General features: G+C 70.0%; 25 protein-coding genes and 1 pseudogene. 10 read left to right on the top strand and 16 right to left on the bottom strand.

Annotated features, from left to right (window positions below; genetic code table 11):
- Positions 1-4: 4 nt before the first annotated feature.
- The 3 genes from ABZX90_RS20570 to ABZX90_RS20560 all read right to left on the bottom strand — a co-directional run bounded on the left by ABZX90_RS20570 (position 5) and on the right by ABZX90_RS20560 (position 1960).
- On the bottom strand, positions 5-208 hold the full coding sequence (locus ABZX90_RS20570; RefSeq protein ID WP_355206708.1) for a hypothetical protein: 204 nt from the start codon (positions 206-208) through the stop codon (positions 5-7).
- 82 nt (positions 209-290) lie between these two features.
- Entirely contained in the window at positions 291-1628 is a 1338-nt protein-coding gene (locus ABZX90_RS20565; protein ID WP_355206705.1) for an FtsK/SpoIIIE domain-containing protein, read from the bottom strand.
- 2 nt (positions 1629-1630) lie between these two features.
- On the bottom strand, positions 1631-1960 hold the full coding sequence (locus tag ABZX90_RS20560) for a hypothetical protein (RefSeq protein ID WP_355206703.1): 330 nt from the start codon (positions 1958-1960) through the stop codon (positions 1631-1633).
- A 190-nt stretch (positions 1961-2150) separates the two neighbouring features.
- Between ABZX90_RS20560 and ABZX90_RS20555 the strand changes: the two genes are divergently transcribed.
- The 3 genes from ABZX90_RS20555 (at position 2151) to ABZX90_RS20545 (ending at position 4544) form a co-directional block, all read left to right on the top strand.
- Positions 2151-2471: an antibiotic biosynthesis monooxygenase gene (locus ABZX90_RS20555; RefSeq protein ID WP_355206700.1), complete on the top strand. Its 321-nt coding sequence runs from the start codon at positions 2151-2153 to the stop codon at positions 2469-2471.
- Positions 2468-3706, top strand: a complete 1239-nt coding sequence (locus tag ABZX90_RS20550; RefSeq protein ID WP_355206697.1) for a helix-turn-helix domain-containing protein — start codon at positions 2468-2470, stop codon at positions 3704-3706. Before ABZX90_RS20555 ends, ABZX90_RS20550 begins: the two co-directional genes overlap by 4 nt.
- 670 nt (positions 3707-4376) lie before the next feature.
- Positions 4377-4544 carry a hypothetical protein gene (locus ABZX90_RS20545; RefSeq protein ID WP_351135383.1) on the top strand — a complete coding sequence of 56 codons (168 nt, stop codon included), beginning with the start codon at positions 4377-4379 and terminating at the stop codon, positions 4542-4544.
- A 354-nt stretch (positions 4545-4898) separates the two neighbouring features.
- Here the strand turns inward: ABZX90_RS20545 and ABZX90_RS20540 are convergent, their stop codons facing one another.
- The gene (locus tag ABZX90_RS20540) at positions 4899-5342 is read right to left on the bottom strand and encodes a hypothetical protein (RefSeq protein ID WP_351135385.1); all 444 of its coding nucleotides are present in this window, start codon (positions 5340-5342) and stop codon (positions 4899-4901) included.
- A gap of 88 nt (positions 5343-5430) precedes the next feature.
- Here ABZX90_RS20540 and ABZX90_RS20535 point away from each other — a divergent pair.
- The 3 genes and pseudogenes from ABZX90_RS20535 to ABZX90_RS20525 form a co-directional block, all read left to right on the top strand.
- A pseudogene (locus ABZX90_RS20535) lies at positions 5431-5628 on the top strand (IS630 family transposase); the annotation flags it as partial.
- A gap of 227 nt (positions 5629-5855) precedes the next feature.
- On the top strand, positions 5856-6185 hold the full coding sequence (locus ABZX90_RS20530; protein WP_355206694.1) for a hypothetical protein: 330 nt from the start codon (positions 5856-5858) through the stop codon (positions 6183-6185).
- A gap of 469 nt (positions 6186-6654) precedes the next feature.
- On the top strand, positions 6655-7077 hold the full coding sequence (locus tag ABZX90_RS20525; RefSeq protein ID WP_355206691.1) for a hypothetical protein: 423 nt from the start codon (positions 6655-6657) through the stop codon (positions 7075-7077).
- 370 nt (positions 7078-7447) lie between these two features.
- Here the strand turns inward: ABZX90_RS20525 and ABZX90_RS20520 are convergent, their stop codons facing one another.
- Both ABZX90_RS20520 and ABZX90_RS20515 read right to left on the bottom strand, forming a co-directional pair.
- Positions 7448-7759, bottom strand: a complete 312-nt coding sequence (locus ABZX90_RS20520) for a hypothetical protein (RefSeq protein WP_351123700.1) — start codon at positions 7757-7759, stop codon at positions 7448-7450.
- Positions 7760-8053: 294 nt separating this feature from the next.
- The gene (locus ABZX90_RS20515) at positions 8054-8653 is read right to left on the bottom strand and encodes a flavodoxin family protein (protein ID WP_355206688.1); all 600 of its coding nucleotides are present in this window, start codon (positions 8651-8653) and stop codon (positions 8054-8056) included.
- A 134-nt stretch (positions 8654-8787) separates the two neighbouring features.
- Between ABZX90_RS20515 and ABZX90_RS20510 the strand changes: the two genes are divergently transcribed.
- Positions 8788-9222, top strand: coding sequence for a helix-turn-helix domain-containing protein (locus ABZX90_RS20510; protein ID WP_351123704.1), 435 nt, complete (start codon positions 8788-8790; stop codon positions 9220-9222).
- Positions 9223-9255: 33 nt separating this feature from the next.
- Here ABZX90_RS20510 and mutM read toward each other — a convergent pair whose 3' ends face one another.
- The 8 genes from mutM to recG all read right to left on the bottom strand — a co-directional run bounded on the left by mutM (position 9256) and on the right by recG (position 16785).
- Positions 9256-10116 carry a bifunctional DNA-formamidopyrimidine glycosylase/DNA-(apurinic or apyrimidinic site) lyase gene (mutM, locus tag ABZX90_RS20505; protein ID WP_355206685.1) on the bottom strand — a complete coding sequence of 287 codons (861 nt, stop codon included), beginning with the start codon at positions 10114-10116 and terminating at the stop codon, positions 9256-9258.
- A gap of 214 nt (positions 10117-10330) precedes the next feature.
- Positions 10331-11188, bottom strand: a complete 858-nt coding sequence (gene rnc, locus ABZX90_RS20500; RefSeq protein WP_351123709.1) for a ribonuclease III — start codon at positions 11186-11188, stop codon at positions 10331-10333.
- 19 nt (positions 11189-11207) lie between these two features.
- A complete protein-coding gene (gene rpmF, locus ABZX90_RS20495; protein ID WP_006139588.1) occupies positions 11208-11381 on the bottom strand; it encodes a 50S ribosomal protein L32 in 174 nt (57 codons plus the stop codon).
- Positions 11382-11383: 2 nt separating this feature from the next.
- On the bottom strand, positions 11384-12037 hold the full coding sequence (locus ABZX90_RS20490; protein ID WP_351123712.1) for a DUF177 domain-containing protein: 654 nt from the start codon (positions 12035-12037) through the stop codon (positions 11384-11386).
- A 172-nt stretch (positions 12038-12209) separates the two neighbouring features.
- Positions 12210-13307: an ATP synthase F0 subunit B gene (locus ABZX90_RS20485; protein WP_355206681.1), complete on the bottom strand. Its 1098-nt coding sequence runs from the start codon at positions 13305-13307 to the stop codon at positions 12210-12212.
- Between the two features lie 99 nt (positions 13308-13406).
- Complete coding sequence (gene coaD / locus ABZX90_RS20480) at positions 13407-13886, bottom strand: pantetheine-phosphate adenylyltransferase (protein WP_351123834.1); 480 nt, start codon at positions 13884-13886, stop codon at positions 13407-13409.
- A gap of 26 nt (positions 13887-13912) precedes the next feature.
- Positions 13913-14539 carry a 16S rRNA (guanine(966)-N(2))-methyltransferase RsmD gene (rsmD, locus tag ABZX90_RS20475; protein WP_351123837.1) on the bottom strand — a complete coding sequence of 209 codons (627 nt, stop codon included), beginning with the start codon at positions 14537-14539 and terminating at the stop codon, positions 13913-13915.
- Positions 14540-14568: 29 nt separating this feature from the next.
- Positions 14569-16785: an ATP-dependent DNA helicase RecG gene (recG, locus tag ABZX90_RS20470; RefSeq protein ID WP_355206678.1), complete on the bottom strand. Its 2217-nt coding sequence runs from the start codon at positions 16783-16785 to the stop codon at positions 14569-14571.
- Between the two features lie 167 nt (positions 16786-16952).
- Here recG and ABZX90_RS20465 point away from each other — a divergent pair, with 167 nt between their 5' ends.
- Positions 16953-18791, top strand: a complete 1839-nt coding sequence (locus tag ABZX90_RS20465) for an HSP90 family protein (RefSeq protein WP_355206675.1) — start codon at positions 16953-16955, stop codon at positions 18789-18791.
- Positions 18788-21913, top strand: a complete 3126-nt coding sequence (locus ABZX90_RS20460) for a tetratricopeptide repeat protein (RefSeq protein ID WP_355206672.1) — start codon at positions 18788-18790, stop codon at positions 21911-21913. Before ABZX90_RS20465 ends, ABZX90_RS20460 begins: the two co-directional genes overlap by 4 nt.
- A 10-nt stretch (positions 21914-21923) precedes the next feature.
- On the opposite strand, the gene ABZX90_RS20455 is transcribed toward ABZX90_RS20460, so the two are convergent.
- Positions 21924-22868 (bottom strand): LysR family transcriptional regulator, encoded by a 945-nt coding sequence (locus ABZX90_RS20455; protein ID WP_355206670.1) that lies wholly within the window; start codon positions 22866-22868, stop codon positions 21924-21926.
- 81 nt (positions 22869-22949) lie between these two features.
- Here ABZX90_RS20455 and ABZX90_RS20450 point away from each other — a divergent pair, with 81 nt between their 5' ends.
- Entirely contained in the window at positions 22950-23882 is a 933-nt protein-coding gene (locus ABZX90_RS20450) for a DMT family transporter (RefSeq protein ID WP_351123727.1), read from the top strand.
- 91 nt (positions 23883-23973) lie between these two features.
- On the opposite strand, the gene ABZX90_RS20445 is transcribed toward ABZX90_RS20450, so the two are convergent.
- Complete coding sequence (locus ABZX90_RS20445) at positions 23974-26034, bottom strand: DAK2 domain-containing protein (protein ID WP_355206667.1); 2061 nt, start codon at positions 26032-26034, stop codon at positions 23974-23976.
- Between the last annotated feature and the right edge of the window lie 50 nt (positions 26035-26084).

Below are 26084 nucleotides of genomic sequence, written 5' to 3'. Positions count from 1 at the left end.
GGGGTCACCAGCCGCCGGGGTAGTCGGGGCCGGCGGTGGGGTCGTAGCCGGGCGGGAACATGCCCGGCGGCGGCTCCGGCAGCGATGCGGCCAGCGACGGGCCCACCGCTTCGATGAACGCGGTGTCGGCTCCGGTCTGTTCGGCATACACGGCCAGCGCGCCGAGCATCAGCACCGTGCGGTGGAAGTCCTCGATGTGCTCACACACGGGATGGGTCCTCCTGTTTCCGGCATGGCTCGGGTAGGGACCTGGCGCGAGACGGTCACGCCAACCGGGATGGATCAGAGGGTTAGTCGGTCACCGGGACCGGCTTGACCAGCGAAGGCCCGTCGACCGCGGGTTCCGGAACGTAGGGGCGGAACGGGTCGAGCGCGGGCAGGTTCGGGACCAGGTGGGCGAATTCCCGGCACACCGCGGTGGCTTCGGCCGGGGTGGTCATCGGGGTGCGGATTCGGGACCAGCCACCCGAGGCATCCGCGGCGACCGCCAGGCCGGCTTTGTCCGGCGCCATCGACGTCACCAGCGGAACAGCTTCGGGCGCGACGTCCCCGAGGCCCATTTCGGCGGTCTGCTTGTCGTTGACCCGGTGCACCACACGCCCGGTGAGCTGCGCGCGGAGCATCGTTGCGCCCTTGCCGAGTTCGGAGCCGAAGCGCTGCCCGCAGATCTCCAGGAAGATCCCCGCGGCACGGGCCATCTGCGCCAGCCGGACCAGCGCAGTGACTAGCCGCTCGCGGCGCTCCTCATCCTTCTTGGAGGAGATCAGGAAGAGTTCGGCGATCTCGTCCACGAGGAGCACGATGGGCACCGGGCGTACGTCCTCCGGCAGCTCCCACAGGTCTGAGACGCCGTGCAGGCTTAGCAGGTCGAACCGGGATTCCATCTCGGCGACCAGGACATCGAGGAGCGAGGCGGCATCGTCCGGCGTCGTGGCCAGAGCCGACAGGCGGGGCGCGTATGCGGACTGCTCCACACCGCGCTTGCAGTCGATACCCGCCAGGGCGACAGGCAGTTGGGCGAGGCTCTTGACCAGGTTGCGCTGATACATCGACTTGCCGGACTGGTTGGCGCCTAGGGTCAGTGCCATGGGCACCTTGCGGTAGTCGCGGACGAAGACGGTCCCGTCCTCCCGCAGTGCCACCGGCACGATCATGTCGTGAGGGCGTGCCTTGCGCGGCATGCGCACCCGGCGCAGCACGTCGTACCCGGTCATGCGCAGTTCCACGAAGCCGGGCTTCGTCTCGGTGACGTTCACCGAGTGCACGCCCCAGGCGTGGCGGAGCCGTTCCGAGGAGGCCACGACGTCCATCGGCTCCAGGCCGGCGGGCAGTCGCAGCGTGACCCGCAGGCCGGTGGACGTGCCGCGGACCCGGCGGACCTTCGGCGGCACCGGCTGCACTTCACGCCGGGCCACGTTGCGGACCATGAACGCCCGAAGCCCCGACGGCTGCACCGTGAGCCCGCACACGTCCATGGTGGAGCGGTAGGAGAGGGTGAAGCGGCCCCAGGTGACCGGCAGTCCGACCAGCGACCAGTACACGCGCGGAGCGCGGACCTTCGCCAAGCCCAGACCACCGGCGCCGGCCGCAGTACCGCCCAGCTCTAACCAGGTAGCGACGTCAGTCATGGTCAGGCCGCCGCTGTGATCGCGACCGCGCGGAACGAGATCCCGTGCCGCTTCTGCCCGTTGAACTCATTCTCCCAGTCTCGGGCCTTGAGCCCGATCACCTTCACCGGCATACCCGGCGCCAGCCCCTCCGGGAGACCCGTCTCCGGGACGGTCACCTGGTAGAGGTTCCCCTCCCCCTCATCCGAGATGAGCAGGCCCACCGTGGACAGACCCGCGTTCGTCTCACGATCCACGGCCCGCTCACCGGTCTGCTTGTTGACCAGCTTCGGCACGGGCGCGGTCGCCACGAACACCACAGCGGTCGAAACGTCGATCTTGAAGGACGGCATTATGGAGTTCTCCCCTTGTGGGATGAGCCCCGGGCTGCGTCGTGATCTTGGCGGATGGCACGCAGTCCGGGGTGCCTTGTTCCTGACCTTTTCGAAGCTACTCGCAGTTTTTCTGCGGGTCAACAGAAAAGCTGCGAGTAGCAGTGAAACTCTGCTTCTGCGAGACTGAGCCCGGGAAGAAGGAGGAAGTATGGGGAATTTTGCACTCTTTGTCCGCTTCACCTTGCGCGACGGCATGGGAGACGCGTTCGACACCTTGGTGAAGGAGACCGAATCGGGGATCCGGGCGCACGAACCGGGGACGCTGGTCTACGCCTGCCACACGATTGAAGGGGAGCCCAACCAGCGGATCTTCTTCGAGATCTACGCCGATCGGGCGGCGTTCGAGGAGCACGAGCGCCAACCGCACACGGTGCGATTCCTGAGCGAGCGAACGCGGTACGTCGAGAAGACCGAAGTGGACTGGCTTGAGACGTACGCCGGCAAGTACCCGCACGGAGCCGCGAAGTGAGCACCCTTCCTCCCACCACTGGTCAGCGGGTCAAGGAGCTGCGGCGAGCCGCAGGCATGTCGCAAGCCGATCTTGCTACCGCCATGGGCCGCTCCGAGAGCTGGGTGTCCCAAGTAGAACGCGGCGTGCAGCCTGTTGAGCGTCTGGCGATCCTTCAAGGGCTAGCAGATGCGTTGGGCGCGTCGATAAGAGATGTTCGGCCGGACGCAGCACCCACTGCTGCGGACAAGGCTGATGTCCCACCCGTGCCGGAAAGCAACGATCTAGACGGCCTTCGCGTCGCTCTCACAGGTCACCCAGCCCTGGGTAGCTTGTTCGACCGCGGACCGGGTTCCCCTGTGCCCACGCTTGCCGAGTTCCGCAGTCGCGTCGACGAGGCATGGGAGTACGTCCATGCATCGAGCTTTGCGGCCTTGAGTGACCATCTCGTCAAGTTGCTGCCGGACATCGAGGTTGCGGTACGCCACGCACCCGCAGCCGATCAGATCGAGTTGCACTCTCTAAGAGCCCGCAGCTACCAGGCAGCCGCCGCCAGCTTCACGCGCCAGGATCAGGCTGATGCCGCATGGGTAGCCGCAGACCGCGCCCTACAGGCCGCCGAGATGGCCGGCCAGCCGCTTGAGGTGGTGGCCAGCCTCTTTCGCATGGCTCACGCGTTCATGCGCCAGCAACACATGGACCAGGCCGAGCAAGCAGCAAAGTCAGCGGTCGAGGTCCTGGACCCACGGGCAGGGGATCCCGCCTGCCCAGCCGAGGAACTGTCACTTCTCGGCGCCATGAACCTTGTGCTCTCGGTGATCAATGCACGCGAGGGCAACCGATCCGAGACGCACGCCCACCTTGAGCGAGCAGAGGAAATCGCCGCGCGGCTTGGCGAGGACCGGAACGACTTCGACACCGAGTTCGGCCCCACGAACGTCAAGCTGCACTCAGTGAGCACGGCCGTGGAACTGGGGGATGCCGGAATGGCATTGGAGATCGCGGCACAGGTCGACGCCAGCGGGCTCTCCGCTGAACGCCAAGCGCGCTTCCTCCTCGACGTCGCACGAGCCCATTCGCAGCGCCGACACGTCGGCGAGGCCACCGCAGCGCTCTTGGAGGCCGAGACCCTCGCACCGGAACAGATCCGCGATCACCACTTGGCCCGCGAGATCATCCGCGACCTCATCCAACTCTCCGGCCGACGCGTACCCGAGTCGCTCCGGGAGCTTGCCGACCGATGCGGCGTGAGCTGACCTGTTACAGGTTTCTCTACCTCATCAAGCCCCGGCTGCGCTCCGCTCCGCCGGGCGCGCTCCCGGCTCCGCTGCGGGCGCCGCTCCTGCCTTCGGCCCGCTCCGCCCGCGCTGCGCCGACGCGCGCCCACAGGTGGACAAGGCCGATGGCCATGAGCTGATCACTGCACATTGCAGCAGCGGTCAAAGCATGCCTCCGGCGGGGGCGCTCAGGCTCCGAGATGGCGGGGGCTCCGTTCGCGGGTGCCGGCCGATTGTGGCGTGCGCGGGGTGCTTCCCATCCCGTCTGCCGTCGACCCAGGCAGAGCCGAGCAGTCGCGGCCCAGGGCGTCAAGGTCGTTCGTCCGGCAGGGCGCTCCACCTTGACGCCCTGAACCACGCCCGCTCCACGGTGTGTGGGTCGACGGCAGACGGGATGGGAGCTGGGGCGAGTGGTGGGTGACGGGACGGATCAGCGCCGCCGTGGTTTCTCCGACAGGCCGGCCAACCAGCCGCCGAACATCCATGACCATGATCGACCTCCACTTTCGGAGCGGGGTCCTGGCACACTCCCCTCAGATTGCCCAGCCGATCCTGTGAGCCCGCGCCCCGGCTGAGCGACCCACCAGCAGACCAAACGGTTGCCAGGGGTAGCCTTCCGATCCGTTCGAAGGTCTCTGGAAGGTTCCCTGTGCACACCATCGTTTTCCTGCTGCGCGACGCGCTGGGCCTTGGCGGCTGTCTGGTGTTCACGTGGGAACTGAACCGCCAGGCTTCAGGGCCGGGCTGGAGGAAGCCACGGGTCTTCACTGCTGCGGCGGCCGGGCTACTTTCCGCGCTGCTGGCCGCCTACGCCTAGAGGCCGCCAGTCGACGTGCCCCTCCCGTGCCCGTTCGGTCGGGAAACAGCGGGGAGTCACGGGGGCCGGCGGACACCGGGCATGAGAACGGACCCTGACCGATTTACCTGGTCAGGGTCCGTTTCTGCTGGCGGTGGGTGTGGGATTTGAACCCACGGCGACTCGCGCCACGACGGTTTTCAAGACCGCCCAAATGTCCATGGCCAGAAGGGCGCTGACCAGGATGACGTCCTCCGACTGGCTCGCCTGAGGGAATCTAGCCAGAGGATGGCCGCAGAGCACTGATCCGAACGTGCGGGACAGCGCGAGGCCATCCTTATCTGGATCCGGGGCTGTCTCGGGCCGCACGGGGGACTACATGGACGGGGAACCCCCAAGGTCCCAGCGCTTTTCGCCCAGGCCGTCGTCGGCGATGTCGTAGAGAACCGTGGCGTCGCCCGTGAGGCCGCCCGGAGTTGTGGAAGTCCACGGCACCTGACAGAGGACGCCGCCGTCGGCTTCCCTGGAGTTGACCTCATCGGTGAAGTCGCAGACGGCGCCCTTGACGACGACGTCGTACTTCTCCAGCCGGAGATGGAGGTCCAGGTTGTTGAATTTGTTACTGCCGCCCTCCTGCCAGTCGATCATTGCCCAGGCCCGGTACACACCCGTGACGTCCCTCTCGACGCACACCTCGATGGACATGTCGGTGTTGTACCAGTTGGTGTCGAACTCATGGTGCTGCCAGGCGGAGCAGGAGCTGTTGGCGGCCGCCGGGGTGGCCAGGCCGAGCACGGGAGCCAGGGCAAGAGCCGACACTGCCGCGACGCTGAGCAGGCGTGGTTTCAAGTTTCCCCCTAAGAATGGATCACTAGTGCGAGCACGGTAGCGGATCATCTTCGTTCTTTGGCTCAACGTGGTCGAGCGATGGTTCGCCGAGCTGACCAACTAGAAGCTCCGGCGTGGCGTCCATCGGTCCGTCCAGGACCTCGCAGCCGACATTCACGACTGGATCAAGGGGTGGAACGACAATCCCAGGCCGTACGTGTGGACCGAGACCGCCGACGAGATCCTCGCGTCTCTGGCAGCGCACTGCCGACGGATCAAGGCGGCCGCGGGTGTGCCGGCGGTGCAGCAGCGAAGTACCGCAACCTTCGCGACCGGCCCCGAACGCCATCGGCTCTGGGTGACCGTCTGACGTGCCCGGCAGACCTCAGAGACCGCCGTGCCCATAGTTCGTATCGAGGGGGCGCGAGCGGTGGCCGTGGACTCCGCCGACCGCATGGCTTCGCCATTAAGCATGGCCGCTAGGGTGCGGAGTGGGGTGATCGAGTGCACGAAAGTCTGCCGGTTGAGAATGCGGGGAGTGCCCCGCTGTGCCTCTTCATTGAGCCGTACGGTGAGGACTTCTGGCTTGAGCCGGGTGATGCCGTCACCGTCTCGGCGGTCGACGACGGCATCAACGTTCAGTTCGCGGTAACCGTTGCGGCCGAGCTGGTCAGCGTGTGGCTCTATGAGGACGGCGACCCCTACAGGTGTGTTTCGGAATCCCAGGTGATCGATGCGGCTGGCAAACCGTTGACGTGTGGACACCAGCGTCACGACCGGCGAATCCCCGGACCGTTCATGCCGCGGGGTGGTCAAGCCGGATGCTTCTCCTGACATCAGCGTCTGACACCAACCAGGGCGAACCGCGACGGTCAACGCCGAAGCTCAGCGGCTAGCCAGAAGGGTCCGGAGCGGGTTAAGAGTGGTCCCGGCGTCCCTCCGCCTTGACTCGGCCATTGAGACTCAGCCGACCGCGTACGCACACCGCTGCCCGCGATGCACCCAGGGAAAATAATCAGCCACGTTTGAGTTGGCGGAAAACGGATCTCACCAAAGCGCCAGGGGAATACGCTACACCTTGATCAACAGAATTGATGCTGACCAACGGGCATCCGGCGAGCTCTGCACCCCCTGCACGAGTCAGTCATCAAGCACGCCGACAGAGTGGCTATTTTCCCGAGTTCGCGACGAGTAGCAGGCATCTCACGCTTGATCACGTCACATGCGAACGATATGGTGCACAGGGTTTCTCAACGCATCACAAAATCACTTTTGGTAACAAAAGGCGAGGTAGGTAATGCAAATGGCAAAGCTCTACGCACGGACATTCTTCGTGGCTCTCTCCATAGGAACTACGTACGTCGCCACCTCGTCGGCTCCAGTCAGTGCGGATGTCGCACACCAGCAGTTGATCCACCCCGCCAGCGATGTAACGTATCAATTCCCTGACGGAACAACACAACGTGTTTCGTCGACTGTCGCGAAGGCACTGGACAAGGCATTCAATGGCAGTCAAGCCCGCGCCGCATATGGTTCTGGATTTACATGGAAAGCGATTAACCCCGAGAGCCTGAAAACCGGCGATGGCGCCATGTGGGCAAACTACAACGCGCTGATTGTCGTAAAGAGCGGAAGTATAAAGGTGATTACTAATGGACAGATGAAATCCTTCAACAGTGGCGATCACGGCGGGTTCACGGGTTTCTATCATCCCGTAAAGAAGTGAAATTCAGCTTCTATCCCCGCACTCTCGCGACCAGGACGGTGACCTCAACGGCCCTCAGGCCCATAGTCCGCCAAGGGGCGCACACCGCAGCACCCCCGCTCGGGCCGTCTCTGGGCCGTACTGGGGTGCTCGACAACGACCAACGCTGACAACCGTCGACAGCTAAGTCGCAGGTCACAGCGTTGGTCGATTGCGTGACCGCAGGTCACAGACCTGGCCAGTCACTTCTTCGGCTACTGAGCCGGCCGAAGATCACAGCCCCGGCCCCGCTCGGGGAAGCCGGCCGGCGCATTGCCCCGGGCCGTGTCCGAGGTGCCAGCCGTCCCGGTCGGTCTCGGCGCCCGCGGCTCGAAGGGCCCTCTGCCGCGGGCTATGCGCGGGCGGCGAGGGAGTGGAACATGAGCGCTCCGATCCCCAGGACGATGAGTTGCACGGAGCCGGTGATGCGCAGCCGCAGGGCGAGAAGGCCACCCCCTGTGACGACCGCGCCGCCGACCAGAATCCACATGCCCTGCCACGCGACCCCCGGCGCCTCGGGTGCGTTGCCCTCGTCGTAACTGTCGGCCCATCCCGTGATCCCGTAGCCGTACAGCAGCCAGGCGATGACCAGTAGGTCGACGACAAGCAAGAGCGCGCCGATCACGACCTGCAGGCCGCTCGACGGCCCACTCCCGCGCTCCATACCCACCCCGTTCCGCCCGCAGCCGCCGGTCCCGATCGCACGCGGCCCAGCATGCCGACTCGGCGGGCGCCGCGCATGGGTACGCGTACTCAGAATCAAGGCCGGACCGCCGGTCGAGACAGCCGGTCCGGGCGCCGGACGCCCGCGCGTCGAAGCGATGAAGCCATGAAACGACGAAGCGACGCAGGAGCCGCGGTCACCGGGACACGGTGACCGCGGCTCTTCGCGAGCATGGACGGCCGCGCTTCGGCCGTCACGGCTCGGCGCGTGCAGGCGCGGCGGCGGCGCGGGTCCCTACGCGGCCACCCCGGCCAGGGCCGCGCGCCCCAGGGTGACCACCCGGGCCGCGTCCGCGATCCGGCGGCCGAGGTGTTCGGCGGTGGCGATGTCCGCCTTGTGGACGGCCTCGGGGCCCTCGTCGACGTTGGTCTGGGCGGCGGCGCCGGCGAAGACGCCGAGGCGGTTGAGGTCGTGCTCGGAGCCCGCGCTGTTGTTCCAGCCGGGGTGCAGACCGAGGTTGACCCAGTTCATGCCGTGCTGTGCGGCGAGGATCTGGAAGAACTGGAGGGTGTGCAGCTTGTCGCCGCTCTTGGACCCGGAGTTGGTGAAGCCCGCGGCGAGCTTGTCCTTCCAGTCCTGCCCGAACCAGCGCTTCGAGGACGCCTCGGCGAAGACATGGAAGGCGCCCGACGCGGTGCCCATGTACGTCGGAGAACCGAAGACGACGGCGTCCGAGGCGTCGAGCTGCTCCCACTGCGCGTCGGTGATCTCGTCGACCTTGATCAGGTGGACCTGGGCACCCGCCTCGAGTGCACCGGAGCGCACGGCTTCCGCGAGGACCGCGGTGTGGCCGTAGCCGGAGTGGTAGGCGATGGAGACAACAGGGGTCGTCACGGTACGTACTCCTCGGGAGAGGGGAAAGGGAGGCAGCCGCGTATGCGCTGCTCACCGGCGATACCGAAAGGAAAGCACTAACTAGAAGTTAGCGCAACCTACCGGGCAGCGCTGTGCCCGAGTACGCTCTTCGCATGGAATCCCCAGCGCAGACCACGAAGCGCGCCGACCGCGGCGAGAACACCGCGTGCGCCGACGGCAAGGACCTCGCGTACAACGTGTTCGCCCGCAGCTGCCCCTCGCGGGGCACGCTGGAGCACGTCACCGGTCGCTGGGGCTCGCTCACCCTGGGAGCGCTGTACGACGGCACTTTCCGGTTCAACGAACTGCGCCGCCGGATCGACGGTGTCAGCGAGAAGATGCTCTCCCAGACGCTGCACGCGCTGGAGCGCGACGGTCTGGTGCACCGCGACGCGCAGCCCACGAACCCACCGCGCGTCGACTACACCCTCACGCCGCTCGGCCGCGAGGTCGCCGAGCGGCTGCGGACCCTCATCACGTTCGTCGAGGGCCACATGGACGACGTCCTGGAGGCCCGCGGGCGCTACGACGAGACGCGCGAGGTCTAGGGAGAAAGGAGCCTGACCCCCGCGAGGCCGGGGTCAGACTCCCGGGCGCGGTGCCCGCTGGCAGCGCGGGCAGAAGTAGCTGGAGCGGTTCATCCAGGCCCGTCGGCGCATCGGCGTCCCGCAGCGGCGACAGGGCTCCCCCTCGCGTCCGTACGCGTCGAGCGAGCGGTCGAAGTAGCCCGACTCGCCGTTGACGTTGACGTACAGGCTGTCGAAGCTGGTGCCGCCCGCGGCGAGGGCGTCGTTCATGACGTCGCGGATGTGGCCCAGGAGTTCGGCGGTGCGCGGCCGGGTCATGGTCCCCGTGGGGCGTTCGTAGTGCAGCTTGGAGCGCCAGAGCGCCTCGTCCGCGTAGATGTTTCCGACGCCGCTGATCAGCGACTGGTCGAGCAGGGCGCGCTTGATCGTCGTACGGCGGGCCCGCAGGGCCGTGTGGAACGCGGCGTCGTCGAAGAGCGGGTCGAGCGGGTCGCGGGCGATGTGAGCGATGACGTCCGGAAGGCCGTCCGGGGTGTTCTCGTGCAGCGACAGCCCGCCGAAGGTCCGCTGGTCGACGAAGCGCAGCTCGGTGCCCTGCGTGTCCTCGAAGCGGATGCGGATGCGCAGGTGCTTCTCCTCGGTGGCGCCCTCCGGCTGCACGAGGAGCTGGCCGCTCATGCCGAGGTGCGCGAGAACGGAGAACGGCGAGTCGTCGAGCGGCAGCCACAGATACTTGCCGCGGCGCATCGCCTCGCCCACCCGGTGCCCGGCGAGCGCCTTCGCGAAGCCGTCGGGCCCCGCCAGATGCCGTCGCACGGCCCGCGGATGCCGTACGTCCACCGTCTTCACGACCCGCCCGGTGACCCAGCGTTCCAAGCCCCGGCGCACGACTTCGACCTCGGGCAACTCGGGCACGGGACTCCTCCGGAGGGGCGGACTGAGGCGGTGATGCCGGAAGGGTACATCGTGCTCGACAGCGGCCGCCGTCGAGCGGTTCGGCCCCGGTCCGGGCCCACTTCAACGCGCGGACCCCGCCGCGGCGCGACTGCGCTGCGGCGGGGTCCGGTACTACGGGTACTACGGGTACTGCGGGTACTACAGGTACTGCGGTGCTTCAGTGGTGAAGGATTCAGGCCGTGGCCGTGTCGGTGGTCGGCGTCGAGGAGGTGTCGGCGATCTCCTCGACGTCCTGGGCCGCCTGCTGGGCGGCACGAGCCGCCTGCTCTGCGGCCTGGGCCGACTTCGCGCGTTCGTCCGCGGCGGAACGGATCGCACGCCACGCGGACTCCGCGGCCTGCTGCTCCGCCTCCTTCTTGCTGCGGCCGGTGCCGGTGCCGTACGAGACGCCTCCGACGCGGGCGGCAGCAGTAAAGGTCTTCTCGTGGTCGGGACCGGTCTCCGAGACCAGGTACTCGGGAACGCCGAGCCCCTCGGTCGCCGTGAGTTCCTGGAGACTGGTCTTCCAGTCCAGGCCGGCACCCAGATTCGAGGACTTCTCGATCAGCGGATCGAAGAGCCGGTGGACGAGTTCGCCCGCCGCTTCCAGTCCCTGGTCGAGATAGACAGCGCCGATCACCGCTTCAAGGGTGTCGGCGAGGATGGACGCCTTGTCCCGGCCTCCCGTGCCTTCCTCGCCCCGGCCGAGCCGGATGAAGGAGCCGAGTTCGAGGCCGCGGCCCACTTCCGCCAGCGCACGAGAATTGACCACCGCGGCCCGCAACTTGGCCAGTTGGCCCTCGGGCAGGTCGGGGTGGGTGCGGTACAGCGTGTCCGTGACCACGAGGCCCAGCACGGAGTCCCCGAGGAACTCCAGACGCTCGTTGGTCGGCAGACCGCCGTTCTCGTACGCGAAGGAACGGTGGGTCAGCGCACGCACCAGAAGGGCGGACTCGAGCTTGTAGCCGAGCCGCCCTTCCAGAAGCGTGTGGGACGAGGCTGTGTTGTCCGCCTTTTTCTTGGCGTTTGTATCCGCCTTGGCGTCAGACATCAGACCTCTCACCAGCCGCTCAGACCTCGAGGACCTGGCGCTTGTTGTAAGTGCCACAGGCCGGGCACGCGATGTGCTGCAGCTTGGGCTCGTGGCAGCGCTCGCACGCAACCAGGGTGGGGACCGCAGCCTTCCACTGCGACCGGCGGTGGCGCGTGTTGCTGCGCGACATCTTCCGCTTCGGAACAGCCACGGCTACTTCTCCTGCTTCTCGTCGGCGTGCGCTGATGGAAGCGCGCCGCCGCTCATCTCGTCCTTCTCGCCATCTTCGAGTGAACCGGCGAGTCCCTGCAGTGCCGCCCAACGGATGTCGACGGCGTCATGGTGGTGGTCCGGGTCGTCCGCGAGCCGGGCTCCGCATTCGGAGCACAGGCCGGGGCAGTCGTCCTGGCACACCGGCTGCATCGGCAGTGCGAGCACCACCGCATCACGCAGCACGGGTTCGAGGTCGAACAAGCCGTCCTCGAGAAAGAGCGTGTCCTCGTCTTCCTCGGCGTCGTCGACCGGCTCCGCCTTGGGACGGTTCCGGTCATCGGCGTCAGGGTACGAGAACATCTCCTGGAAGTCCGCTTCGAGCACCTGCTCAAGCGGCTCCAGACACCTTACGCACTCCCCCTTGGCCGATGCACGGGCGGTGCCTGTGACAAGCACCCCTTCCATGACCGACTCCAGCCGGAGCTCGAGCTCCATCGGGGCGCCTTCCGGCACTCCGATGACGCCCTGGATACCGAGATCCCTGGGCGCGTCGATCGTGCGGGTCAGGCGCTGGAGCGCGCCAGGACGCCGCCCCAGCTCGTGTGTGTCGAACACGAGAGGATTGCGGTGGTCGAGGCGGGCGTTCAGAGCCATTCCTGCTTTCGATCTTCGAACTCAAGGGACGCCGCCCCCGGTCTCCCATGGGCAGCGTTGATCGCGGACGTACACGCGACCGAAGAGCCAGGATACTGGACCTTTCGCTCACGGCCCAATCCGGTACGCGCCCCGGCCTCGGCCGCCGGTCCGCCCCCTCCGGTTCCCCTGATCAGTGGCCGCCGCGCCCCTGCTCGTACGCCCTCAGCTGGTCCGCGCTGATCATGCTGGTGTCGAAGAGGCTGGCCTCGTCGAGGGCGGCCGCCTGCTGGTCCATGGCGTGGGCCTGCTGCTGGGCATAGGCCTGCTGCTGGTTCTGGTCGTACGCCGACTGCTGGTCGTACCCCTGCTGGTCGTACCCCTGCTGCTGGTACGCGGCGTACGGGTCGGCCTGCTGGTAGCCGTACGCGTCCTGCTGCTGGGCGTACTGCTGCTGATAGCCGTACGGATCGGCCTGCTGCTGGTAGGCGTACGCCTCCTGCTGCTGCCCGTAGGACGGCCGGCCGTCCGCTTCCGGGGCCTGGGCGGGCTGCTCCGGGGCCTCGGCGAGCTCCGCGAGGCCGGCCAGGTAGTCGGAGTCGCTGGTGTGCAGACCGGGCGTTCCGTCGTCCGAGAAGGCGCTCAGGTCGCCGAGGTCGTCGCTGGCGATCCGGCCGTGCAGCTTCTGCCGGCCGCGGCCGACGGCCTCCAGGGTCTTGGCGAGGACGGCCTCGAAGGCGCCGAGCTTGACGTCGACGTAGTCGTCGGCGTTGCGGCGCAGGGTCTCCGGGTCGTGGCTGCGCTCGGGGGCGTCCTCGTCCTCGTACCCCTGCTCGTCGACGCCCGGGCCGGTGCCGAGGAGCTTCTCGCGGCCGCGGCCGACCGAGCCGAGGGTCTTGGTGAGGACGACCTCGAAGTTGGCGAGCTTGGAGTCGACGTAGTCGTCGGCCTCGGCACGGATCTCCTCGGCCTCCTTGCGGGACTCGGCGAGGATGCGGTCCGCCTCGTTCTGCGAGCGGCGGGCGACCTCGGTGTCGGAGATCAGGGAGCCGCGCTCGGCGTGCGCGGTCTCGATGATCCGCTCGGCCTCCTGACGGGCCCGCTCGACCATTTCCTCGCGGCCGCCGATCAGCTCCTGCGCCTGGGCGAGGGAGCCGGGCAGCGCCTGGCGCACCTCTTCCAGCATCGAGAGCAGCTCGGCGCGATTGACCACGCACGAGGCCGACATGGGCATGGAACGGGCACCGCCGACCGTAGCGACGATCTCATCGAGCTTCTTCTGCACGTCCACCGTGTGCTCGCCACTCTCTACAGCTGTGATGGAGACGGACGGGTCGACTGTACGACCACTCCTGCCCCGCCCGACACCGGGTGACGGACTGTCAGGCGCTCAGTCCTGGCCCAGCCGCTCCTTGAGCGCCTCCAGGACCACCGGCGGCACCAGGTGGGAGATGTCACCGCCCCAGTTCGCGACTTCCTTCACCAGCGACGAGGAGAGGAAGCTGTACGTGGGGCTGGTCGGGATGAACAGGGTCTCGACGCCCGAGAGGCCGTTGTTCATCTGGGCCATCTGGAGTTCGTAGTCGAAGTCGCTCACCGCGCGCAGGCCCTTGACGATGGCCGGGATGTCCCGCTGCTTGCAGTAGTCGACGAGGAGGCCGTGGTATGCCTCGACCTGGACATTGCCGAACTCGGCCGTGACCTCGCGGATCAGCTCGATCCGCTCGTCGACCGTGAACAGGCCCTTCTTCGACTGATTGATCATCACCACGACGTGCACGACGTCGTACAGCGCGGAGGCGCGGGCGATGATGTCGAGATGTCCATTGGTGATGGGGTCGAATGACCCCGGACAGACGGCGCGGCGCAACAGTGGTCCCTCGCTCTCCGGTCCGGTCATCGTGCGTCTTCGCACGTAGAGGCGGCGCGACCGTACCAAAACGTTCCCTCGCCGTATCGACGGGCCCTGACGGCTTCGAAACCGTCCGGCCAGCCGAATTCTCCGCCTCTGGTGCTGCGCTCCACGGTGACGAGCGCATCGTCCGCGAGCCAGCCCCCGGTCCGGAGTGTGAGCAGAATCTCCCGAAGATCGTCGTCCGAGACGGCGTACGGAGGGTCGAGGAAGACCAGGTCGTACGGTGCCTCCGGCGCCGCCGTCCGGACGATCTGCTCCGCTTTGCCCGATCTGACCTCGGCGCCGGGCAGGCCGAGCGACTTCACGTTGTCGCGGATGACCTTGGCCGCGCGGGCGTCCGCCTCGACGAGCAGGGTGTGTCCGGCGCCGCGGCTGAGCGCCTCCAGGCCGACGGCGCCCGAGCCCGCGTACAGGTCGAGGACGCGCTCGCCCTCCAGCGGGCCGCCGAGCAGGGACTGCCAGGTGGAGAAGAGGCCCTCGCGCGCCCGGTCGGAGGTGGGGCGGGTGCCGGTGCCCGGCGGGACGGCCAGACGGCGTCCGCCGGCCAGGCCGGCGATCACGCGGGTCATGAGGGTCCTTTGCGCTGAGGGTGTGTCGGTTCCTCCCAGTCTCTCAGTCGCGGGCGGGTCACCGCCGCTCAGCCCTTGTCCAGATACTGCTCGCGCTCCTCGTCGAGGAGGGCGTCCAGCGCGGTGCGCAGGCCGGGGAGGCCCCGGAGGTCCGGGTCCGCGGCGACGACCGCGGTGGCCTCCTCGCGGGCCTCCGCGATGATCTCCTCGTCGTCGATGACGGTGAGCATGCGCAGCGAGGAGCGGACGCCGGACTGGGCCTGGCCGAGGACATCGCCCTCACGGCGCTGTTCGAGGTCGATGCGGGAGAGCTCGAAGCCGTCCAGGGTCGAGGCCACCGCGTTCAGCCGCTGACGGGCCGGGCTCGCCTCCGGCATCTCGGAGACCAGGAGGCACAGACCCGCGGCCGAGCCGCGGCCGACGCGGCCGCGCAGCTGGTGGAGCTGGGAGACACCGAACCGGTCGGCGTCCATGATCACCATGGCGGTGGCGTTCGGTACGTTCACCCCGACCTCGATCACGGTCGTCGCGACCAGGACCTGCGTCTCGCCCGCGGCGAAACGGCGCATGACGGCGTCCTTGTCGTCGGGGTGCATCCGGCCGTGCAGGACCTCGACCCTGAGTCCCCGCAGGGGGCCCTTGGCGAGTTGGGCTGCGACGTCGAGGACGGCCAGCGGCGGACGCTTCTCGGCCTCGTCCTCGGGGGACTTCTTCTTGCCGCCCTTCTTCGGGTCGTCGTCCTCGTCACCGATGCGCGGGCAGACCACGTACGCCTGATGGCCGTTCTCCACTTCCTCGCGTACGCGCTCCCACGCGCGCGTGAGGAAATGCGGCTTGTCGGCGGCGGGGACGACATGACTGGCGATCGGGGAGCGTCCGGCGGGGAGCTGGTCGAGCACGGAGGTCTCCAGGTCGCCGAAGACCGTCATCGCGACCGTGCGCGGGATGGGCGTGGCGGTCATCACCAGGAGGTGCGGGGGTTGCTTGCCCTTGCCGCGCAGGGCGTCGCGCTGCTCGACACCGAAGCGGTGCTGCTCGTCGACCACGACCAGGCCCAGGTCGTGGAACTGCACCTTGTCCTCGATCAGCGCGTGCGTGCCGATCACGATGCCGGCCTCGCCGGTGACCAGGTCGAGCAGCGCCTGACGGCGGCCCGCCGTCCCCATGGACCCGGTGAGCAGCACGACCTTCGTCGAGTGCTCGGCCCCGCCGAGCATGCCGCCCTCGGCCAGCTCCCCCATCATCTCGGTGATTGACCGGTGGTGCTGCTGGGCGAGCACCTCGGTGGGCGCGAGCATCGCGGCCTGCCCGCCCGCGTCGACCACGGCGAGCATGGCGCGCAGGGCCACCATTGTCTTCCCGCTTCCCACTTCCCCCTGCAGCAGCCGGTGCATCGGGTGTTCGGTGGCGACGTCGTCGAAGATCTCCTTGGAGACCTTCTGCTGGCCCTCGGTGAGGGTGAAGGGCAGTTTGGCGTCGAAGGCGGTCAGCAGGCCGTCGGGCGCAGGGACGCGGGCGACGGCCGGGAGCTGGGCGTCGGCGTGGCGGCGGCGGGCCAAGGCGACCTGGAGGACGAAGGCCTCGTCCCACTTGAGGCGGGCGCGGGCGTCGTGGATGTCCGCCTTGGTGTGCGGGCGGTGGATCTTGAGGAGAGCCTCGGGGAGGGGGACCAGGCCACGGCCGTCCCGCAGCGAGTCCGGGAGGGGGTCGACCGCTTCCTGGGCGCTCGGCAGCACCGTCTGCACGGACTTGGCGATCTTCCAGGACTCCAGCTTGGCGGTGGCCGGGTAGATCGGGATGAGGGCGCCCGCCCAGCTGTCGACGCTCTCCACGGCCTCGTCGCCTTCGCCGCGCAGCGGTTCGTACGCCGGGTGGGCCAGCTGGAGGCGGCGGTTGAAGACGGAGACCTTGCCGGAGAACATCGCGCGAGTGCCGGGCAGCAGGTCCTTGTGCGGCTTGTGCACGCCGTTCCCGAAGAAGACCAGTTGGAGGCGGCCGCTGCCGTCCGTGATGGTGACTTCGAGTCGCTGGCCCTTGCCGCGGGGCGCCTTGGACGAGGCGAAGGTGAGCAGGCGCGCGTCGGCGACCTGGGCGACCACCGTCACGTGTTCGTCCATCGGCAGGTCGGCGAGGTGGGTGAGCTGCCCGCGCTCCTCGTATCTGCGGGGGTAGTGGTGCAGCAGATCGCCGACGGTGTGCAGGCCGAGGTGCTCGGCCATCACCTTCGCGGTGGCGGGACCGAGCGCCTTCTTCAGTGGTTCTTCGAGCACGGGCACGAGATCCATTGCACACCACGACACTGACATTGCCGTATACGTCCCGGAAATCCGCTGGTCAGACGGCTCGTTCCGGGCCTAGGATGACGCGCTCCGGCCCTCTTCGCGGTCACCGTCCCCCGGGACCGCCCGACCCCGCGCCGTCGCACGTCCCCCCACCCGCCGGCGCAGCGACGATGGACTCCCAGACCTCACAGCCGTCCCAGGCATCCCCGTCACCTCATACGTTCCAGGTCGACCTGCGCGGTCTGGTGGACCTGCTCTCCCATCACCTCTACTCCAGCCCCAAGGTCTATCTGCGCGAACTGCTGCAGAACGCCGTCGACGCGATCACCGCGCGACGCGCCGAGCAGCCGGACGCCCCGGCCACGGTGCGCCTGTACGCCGAGGGCGGCACCCTGCGGGTGGAGGACTCCGGCGTCGGGCTCACCGAGTCCGACGTGCACAACCTGCTGGCGACGATCGGCCGCAGTTCCAAGCGGAACGACGGTCTGGAGTCGGCTCGTTCGGACTTCCTGGGCCAGTTCGGCATCGGGTTGCTGGCGTGTTTCGTCGTCGCCGAGCGCATCCGGGTGGTCAGCCGCAGCGCGCGGACGCCCGACGCGGCGCCCGTCGAGTGGACGGCCGCCGACGACGGCTCGTACACCGTGCGCACCCTGCCGCACGAGGCGCGCACCGAACCGGGCACCACCGTGCACCTGGTGGCGCGCGCCGGGGCCGGCGAGTGGCTGAGCGAGGAGCGGGTCCGCTCGCTGGCGCGCGACTTCGGTGCGCTGCTGCCGTACGACGTGCGGGTCGGCGACGAGCCGATCGCGGACCTTCCCGCGCCCTGGGACCGGCCCTATCCGAGCCCCACGACCCGAAGGGTCGCCCTGGCCCGGCACTGTCACGACCTGTTCGGGTTCACTCCGCTGGACTCGATCGATCTGGACGTGCCGCTCGCCGGGATCCGGGGCGTGGCCTACGTCCTTCCGTCGGCGGTCAGCCCCGCCCAGCGCGCGAGCCATCGCGTGCACCTGAAGGGCATGCTGCTCACCGAGCGGGCCGAACAGCTGCTGCCCGACTGGGCGTTCTTCGTGCGCTGCGTCCTCGACACGGACAGTCTGCGGCCCACCGCGTCGCGCGAGTCGCTGTACGAGGACGAGACCCTCGCCGCCGTACGGGAGGCACTGGGCGAGCGCATCCGGTCGTGGCTGACGGGGCTCGTGGCGGGCGATCCGGAGCGGTTGGCCGCCTTCCTGTCGGTGCACCACCTGGGCGTGAAGTCGCTGGCGCGGCACGACGCCGAGATGCTGCGCACGATGCTGCCGTGGCTGCCCTTCGAGACGACCGACGGACCGCTGTCCCTGGAGGAGTTCGCGCAGCGGCACCCGGTGGTGCACTTCACGCGGACCGTGGAGGAGTACCGGCAGGTCGCGCCGATCGCCTCCGCGCAGGGCGTCGGGGTCGTCAACGGCGGCTACACGTACGACAGCGAGCTGATCGAGGCGCTGCCGGCCGTGCGCCCCGGGACAGTCGTCTCGGAGCTGGACGCGGACACCGTGACGGCTCACCTGGACGCGGTGGACCCGGACGAGGAGCTGGCCCTGTCCGCCTTCCTGGGGGCGGCGCGGGCCCGACTCGACCCGCTGGGCTGCGATGTGGTCCTGCGCGCCTTCCACCCCCTGTCGGTGCCCGCCCTGCATCTGGACGACCGGGCGGCCCGCCACGAGCAGGCGAGGGCGGAGGCCGAGGAGCAGGCGGACGACCTGTGGGCGGGCATTCTCGGCTCGCTGCGCGGCAGCACCCCGCGCGCGCGTCTGGTCCTCAATCACCTCAACCCGCTGATCCGGCGGATCAGTTCGCTGAGGGATCCGGACCTGATAGGCACCGCCACGGAGTCCCTCTACGGACAGGCCCTGCTGATGGCGCAGCGCCCGCTGCGGCCCGCGGACTCGGCGCTCCTCAACCGCGCCTTCATCGGCCTCCTGGAGTGGGCCACCCACACCGACCCCGGAAAGGACGACCGCCGATGAGCCCGGCCATGGACTTCGACACGCTGCGCCGGGCGATGGCGGACAACTACGGGCAGCCGGAGGGGCCCGGCCGCAACGCGCGCGCGGAACAACTGCTCGTGGAGGCCGAGAAGCTGAACATCCCGCTCGCGGTCATCGAGGCGCTCGGACACCAGCTGAAGGTCTACAACTACAGCTCCGAGAAGGGCAAGATGTTCGTCCCCTTCGCGCGGCTGCTGCGCATGTGGGACGAACACCCCGAGGACTTCGACGAGTTCGAGATCCACTCCCTGCACTGGGTCTTCAAGTGGATGTCGGCGGGCATGCTCGACCAGCCGCACGTCCCGCTCGCCTCCATAGAGAAGTGGCTCGGCGAGATGGAGCACCGCTACCGTCTCGCCGGCCACTCCGAACGGGCCGTGCGCAGTGCCGAGTTCAGTGTCGCCGCCCACCTGGGCGACCTGGCGCGCGCCGAGCGGGCGTACACCGCCTGGATGGCCGCGGACCGTGACTCCATGGCCGACTGCCACGCGTGCGAGCTGCACGGGCAGGGGTGGTGGCGGGCGGTGCGCGGCGCGGACCCTGCCGCGCTGGAGGTGTGGGCGCCGGTTCTGGAGGGCGAGTACACCTGCGCCCACGAGCCGCACACCGTCCTCGCGTCCTCCCTGCTGCCGCTGCTGCGCCTCGGGCGGGTCGAGGAGGCGCGCGCCCATCATCTGCGGGGTTTCCGGCTGGTGCGCGCCATGGAGAGCATGCGGGGCGCGTACGCGGACCACGTGGAGTTCTGCGCCCTCACCGGCAACGAGGCACGCGCCCTGGAACTGCTCGCGGAGCGCCCGGCCTACTTCACGGACTCCGGGGACCCGCGCAGCAAGCTGGACTTCATGGCGGTGGTGGCGCTCACGATGGACCGCCTGACCGCCCTCGGGCTCGGCGGGCAGACGGTTCCCGGGCCCGTGGGGCGCGCGTGGACCGCGGGGGAACTCGCCGTGCACGCGCGCGGGGAGGCGTTCGGGCTGGCCGCACGGTTCGACGCCCGCAACGGCACGTCGTACGTCAGCGGGCGCGCCCGCGCGCGCATGGATCAGCCGCCGCTCATCGACCGGCTGCCGCTGGGTGTGCGCTCCACGCGGACGGCACCCACCGGGCCTCGTGTGTCGGCGCCGGTGCCCGTGCCGCAGGCCATGACCGAGGCCGCCGAGCCCGATCTGGACGCGCTGCTCGTCGAGGCCCGCCGCCTCTCGGCGCGTCGGAGCCCGGACGCGGTGGAGGCGTGGGCGGCGGTCTCGCGCGCCGCCGAGGGCCACGAGCTGGACGTCCGCGACCGCGCGGAGATCGCCGATCACGCGGCGATGGGGCGCGGCCCGCAGGGTGTCGACCTCTTCCACCGGGCCGCCGAGCTGTACGCCGAGGCGGGCGACCCCGGCGAGGCGCTGGCGGCCCGCGCCCGCGCCGCGTACGTCCACGCGCTGTCGGGCGGGACCGCGGAGGCCCTGACCACCGTCGCGGAACTGCGCGAGCAGGTGCTGGTCCTCTTCGCGGAGGGCGGGACTCAGGTGTCGCAGACGGCGTCCGTGCTGGTGGGACGGGCGCGGACGCTGATGCATCGGGTGGAGGAGGTGGAGGCCGGTTCGGAGAGCGGGCCCCTCGCCGCCTACGGCACCGGCGCGGAGGGCGATGTCATGGTCGTCGCCGAGGAGGCCGCGCGGGAGCTGCTGGCCCTCGCGGAGCCGCGTGCCGGGGACGACGTGGCAGTGGCGTCGCGGGCCGCGGAGGCGTACGCGATGCTCGGGGAGCTCGCGGCCCGTGCCGATGACGCCGAGGCGGCCGCCGAACTCCTGGCGCGCGCCGTCGAGGGCTTCGTGGCGGCGGGGCTGCCGTGGTTCGCCGTCGAGTACGACTCCCGGCTCGCCGGGATAGCGATGCACCTCGGTGATGTGGAGACGGCGGAGCGGGCGGCGCGCGCTGCGCTGGACCACGGGGGGTCCCATCTGGAGCCGACCGGCCATGCGCAGCTGCATCTCCGGCTGGCCGAGATCCTCGCCGCCACCGGGCGGTTCGGCCCGGCCTCGGAACACGCCCTGGAGTCCGCGCACTGGGCCGACGAAGCGGGCGAGGCCGCCACGCTCGGGGCCTGGGCGCGTCACCAGCTCGGTGGTTTCCTGCTCCGTCAGGGACGGTGGGCGGAGGCCGCCGAGATCCTGGAGTCGGCGCTGCCCGATCTGACCGGCGAGATGCACGGCGACGGTGCGATCGTGCAGACGCGCTGGTGGCTCGGCGACTGTCTGACCGAGCTCGGGGAACACCGCGAGGCCGCCGAGCACTGGCTGCGCGCCGCTGACATCGCCCGGCACTGGCCCGAGCAGCGCGACCACGCGATGCTCGCGCATCTCGCCGCCGAGGCCCTCGGGCACGCCGGGCTGACCGCCCAGGCGGATCAGGCGTACGCCCGTGCGGGCGACCTCTGGCGCGAGCTGGGCAACGTCCACGGGCTGGTCCGGGCGCTGCGGGCACGCGCCTGGGCCGCGGCCCGGCTGGACGGGGGGCTCGACGCGGCGCGGGAGTTGATGGGAGCGGCGGTCCAGGAGTGCGAGTCGGCGGCGGCGGGCGGGGCGGCTGCCTCGGGCCCGTCAGGTGACTCACCCGAGGCCGGGGCCGGATCCAGATCCATGGCCGGGACCAGGGGCGAGCGCGTACACGAGCACGAAGCCGAGGGCGAGGTCGAGGCGGAGCAAGAGGCGGAGCACGAGCACGAAGCCGCGCAGGAGGCCGAGGACGCGCGTCTTCGTGTGGTCGCCGAGCTCGGGCACACGCACCGCCAGTTCGGGGATCTCGTGGCCCGCTCCGTGGAGGACGACGCGGAGGAGGCCGCCACGCGGGCCGCGTTCGAGGAGGCTCTCGGGCACATCGCCCGGGCGGTCACCGTGTTCGACTCCCTCGGGGACGCCCTGCTCGACGCCCGGACGGGTGCCGAGCTGGCGGCTGGCTGGCTGGAGGCGGACCTGGGACGGCGCGAGGCCGCGACGACACGCGCGCGGGTGGTCCTCGCCGCTTGCGCGCGGCTGGACGGGGAGGTCGCGGAGGCGCGGCGGACCGAGGCCGAGAAAATGCGGGAGCTCATGGAGAGGGCCGACCAGGCCTGATCCGGATGCCTCACGGCAGACCCATAGCGGAAGACCCCGCAGCGTCGGGATCCGCGTCGTCGTCGCCCCGGATCTCCGCGGCCGCGCGGCGCAGTTCGTCGAGCACCGTGCGTACGGCCTTGCGCGCGACGCGTTCGGGCCGGTGGAGCACGTCGATGCGCCGTATGGCGTGGACCCCGCCGAGTGGTCGGAGAACCAGGGCGGGATGCGGGCGCGTGGTCCAACGGGGCATCAGGGCGAGCCCGCCTCCCGCCGCGACCGTCTCCGCGACGACCGCGAATTCGTTGATGCGGTGCACGATGTCGAGCCGCCGGTTCGCGGCGGTCGCGATGGCGTCGATGGTGGCCATCAGCGGGAAGCCGTCGTGCACGGTGATCCAGGGCCGGTCCGCGACATCCTGAGGGGTCAGGCGCTCTTCGCGGGCCAGCGGGTGGTCGGCCGGCATGGCGACGTCGAGCGGTTCACGCATCAGCGTGGTGGCGGTGACGGTGCGCGGCCAGGGCGGCGCGTGCGCGAGGTGGTGGGCGAGCACTAGGTCGTAGTCCCGCGTCAGCCGGGGAAAGTGGTCCTGCGCGACATCCTCGTCGGCGAGCGACAGTCGCGGAGCCTCCGGGCCCCGGCCGCGCAGCAGGACCGGGAAGAAGGTGGCGGCCGCACTGTGGAAGGCCGCCACCGACACGTCTCCGGCCGGCTCGTCGACGAACTCGTCCACGATGTGCCGGGCCCGGGCGAGGGCGGTCTCCACCTCGATCGCCGCGCCAGCCAGCGCCCGCCCGGCGTCCGTCAGCACCAGCCGTCGTCCGTCGCGTTCGGTGAGCGGTACGGGAATCGAACGTTGCAGCAGCCGTAGGTGCTGCGAGATCGCCGAGGGAGTCATCAGCAGCGCCTCCGCCACGGCGGTGACACTTCCCAGTTCACCGAGTTCCCGCAGGATCCGCAGCTGCCGCTCGTTCACCCGGTCATTGTAGTGATGCTTCAAAGATGGTGAAGAACATCGCTCTGGGCTTCAGGGTCGGGGTGCGGGAGCGTGTGGGGCGTGTCCCGAGTCCGCAGCACTGACGCAGTGCTCCTCCTTGTCGCCGCCGTCTGGGGTTCCAGTTATCTGGCCGCGAAGACCGCCACGTCGGCGCTCCCCGTCCTGCTCGTCCTGTTCGCCCGGTACGGCATCTCGGCCGTCGCCTGCCTCGCGCTCGTCGCCGTCCGCCACCGGGCCGGGCGCTGCACACGCGACGAGCTTCGCGTCGGGGCGGCACTGGGGGTCACGCAGGCCGCCGTCCTGGTACTGGAGACGTACGGTGTCGCGCACACCAGCGCGGCGAACGCGGGCCTGATCATCAGCCTCACCGTCGTCCTGACCCCGCTGCTGGACCGCACGGCGGGTGGGGCGGGGCTGCCCCCGCGCTACTTCGCCGCCACCGGCCTGTGTCTCCTGGCCGTCGGACTTCTGGTGTCCGGCAGCGGTTTCCACTCGCCCCGCAGCGGTGACCTGTTGATCCTCGCCGCCGCACTGGTCCGCGCGGCCCATGTCGCGCTGGTGGGACGGCTCACCGCCCGTCGCTCCGTACGGCCGCTGCACGTCACCACCGTCCAGACCGTCGTCGGCACCGCCCTGTTCGCGGTGCCCGTCGCCGGCACCCTGCCGACGCTGGGCAGGATCGACGCCGCGGGCTGGGCGCAGCTCGTCTATCTCGCCCTGTTCTGCAGCGTGTTCGCCTTCCTCGCCCAGACCTGGGCGGTGCAGCGCAGTTCCGCCAGCCGGGCCAGTCTGCTGCTGGGCACCGAGCCGGTCTGGGCCGTCGCGGTCGGCATCGGCCTCGGCGGCGAACACCTCACGGTCCTCACCGCCCTGGGTGCCACGCTCATGGTCGCCGGAACCTACTGGGGGCAAGCCGTCGAACGCGCTCACCGGACCGCCGGATCCAAGGAGGTCCCCGGACGGGCCACGGCTCGCGCGAGCGCGAGCGTCTGACCGGCCGGCTCGAACGTCGTGATCCGTACGCCGGAAAGCGGCTGCGGAAAGCGGCTCCGGCGACCGTCCGCCGTGCGGCGCCCGGCAGCCGCTACTCGACGCCGATCAGCAGCAGCGCGCCCTGGCGTCCGCCCCGGTACACCACGGTGTCCACCGCCAGGTACGACTCCCGTACCCGGGATTCGAGGTGGGCGGCGATGGTCTCGGGGGCCTCGTCGCCGAGGACGAGCGTGACCATCTCACCGCCGGCGGCGAGCATGCGGTCGAGGACGGTCTCGGCCGTGGTGGTGAGATCGGCGCCGATGACGGCGACATCGCCCTCGATGAGGCCGAGAACGTCCCCGGCCTGACAGATGCCGGCCATGGTCCAGGACTGCCGCTCGGCGACGGCGACCTCGGCATAGCGGGTGGCGCCCGCCGCCGACGTCATCGCGACCACGTCCTCGTCGAAACGGCGCTCCGGCTCGTGCACGGCCAGCGCAGCGATGCCCTGCACGGCGGAACGGGTCGGGATCAGCGCGACCCGGACGCCCTCGGCGCGGGCCTGTTCGGCGGCCGCCGCCGCGGTGTGCCGCAGGTCGGCGTCGTTGGGCAGCAGCACCACCTCGCGCGCGTGGGCCCGCCGTACGGCCTCCACGAGCTCCCCGCTGGCGGGCGGCTCCCCCGGCCGCGCCAGCACCGTGGTCGCCCCCGCCTCCGTGTACAGCCCGGCCAGGCCCTCGCCGGGTACGACGGCCACGACAGCGCGCTGCGCCCGCTCCCGGGGCGGACGCCCGGCCCCGGCTCCGGTGTGGACGTCACCGAGCGCGAAGTGGGTGATCCGGATGCGGTACGGCCTTCCCGCCTCGACCCCCGCCTCGACGGCCGCGCCCGCGTCGTCCACATGCACATGGACGTTCCACAGCCCGTCGCCGCCGACCACGACGAGGGAGTCGCCGAGTCCGTCGAGCCGGTCCCGCAGACGGTCCACGGCGGCGTCCTCCGCCTCCAGGAGGTAGATCACCTCGAACGCGGGATGGCCGTCCTCCGCCGCCCCGTCCACGCAGGCGTCCACCCCGCCGTCCTCCGGCACGTCCGCCCCGTCGGCCCCGACGTCTCCGTGCACGCGGGGACCGGGACGCCCGCCCTCAGTGGTTGCGGGGGCTTCGGGAGCTCCGGGACGGGCGTGCGGGGTGTCGGTGGTTCCGGCCGCAAGGAGGTCGGCCGTGCCGGTCACCCCCACGCCATGGGGAACGGTCTCCTCAATCCGCTCGTGCAGGCCGACGGAGGCCACGAGCGGCCTCGGCGCCTCCCCCGTGAACGTCTCCACCAGCGCCGCGAGCACCGCCACCAGACCGCGCCCGCCCGCGTCGACCACCCCGGCACGCTCCAGGACGGCGAGCTGCCCGGTGGTCGCGGTGAGCGCCGCACGCGCTCCCTCGTACGCCGCGCGCGCGACCGTGCCGCAGTCCCCCTCGGCACAGGAAGCCGCCTCGGCGGCGGCCGAGGCGACGGTGAGGACCGTGCCCTCGACGGGGTGCGCGACGGCCCGGCGGGCGGAATCGGCGGCGTTCCTCAGGGCGAGGCGCATGCCCCGGCCGTCGGTGTGAGGGGTCTCACTGTCGGCGGCGAGCACCTGGGCCATGCCCCGCAGCAGCTGCGCGAGGATGGTTCCGGAGTTGCCCCGGGCCCCGATCAGGGCCCCGTGCGCCATCGCCCGCACGGCGTCGGCGAGGGAGGGCCGCCCGATCGCCGCCACGGACGCCCCGTCCAGGCCCGCCCCTGCCCCCGATGCGGCGGCACCCTCGGTGCCGCCGGAAGTCCTGTCCCCGTCGGAGGCCGCGATCCCCCCGAGAACGCCGTTCCCTTCTGCGGTCCCGGTTCCTTCGGCGGCCCCGGTTCCTTCGGCGGCCCCGTTCGCTTCGGCCGTCCCGGTTCCTTCGGCAGGCTCCGGCGCCGGAGCGGCCGCCGCCTCGTACCCGGAGAACACCGCCTCGACCGCGGCCGCCGCCGACTCCACCGTCAGATACAGGTTCGTCCCGGTGTCCCCGTCGGCGACCGGGTAGACATTGATCGCGTCGATCTCCTCGCGCGCGCGGCCCAGGGCCTCCAGCGCGAGCCCGCACCAGGTGCGCACCGCGAGAGCATCGAATGTCTGCGGCACCTGCGGCACCTGCGCCTCCTTGAGCTGCTGGACGTGGGACGCAGCGTAGACCCAGAAAG

This window comes from Streptomyces sp. NPDC002935 (assembly GCF_040611295.1).
Taxonomy (GTDB): Bacteria; Actinomycetota; Actinomycetes; order Streptomycetales; family Streptomycetaceae; genus Streptomyces.
The sequence above is the reverse complement of the archived record's forward strand: the minus strand, read 5'-3'. Positions and strand labels throughout refer to the sequence as shown.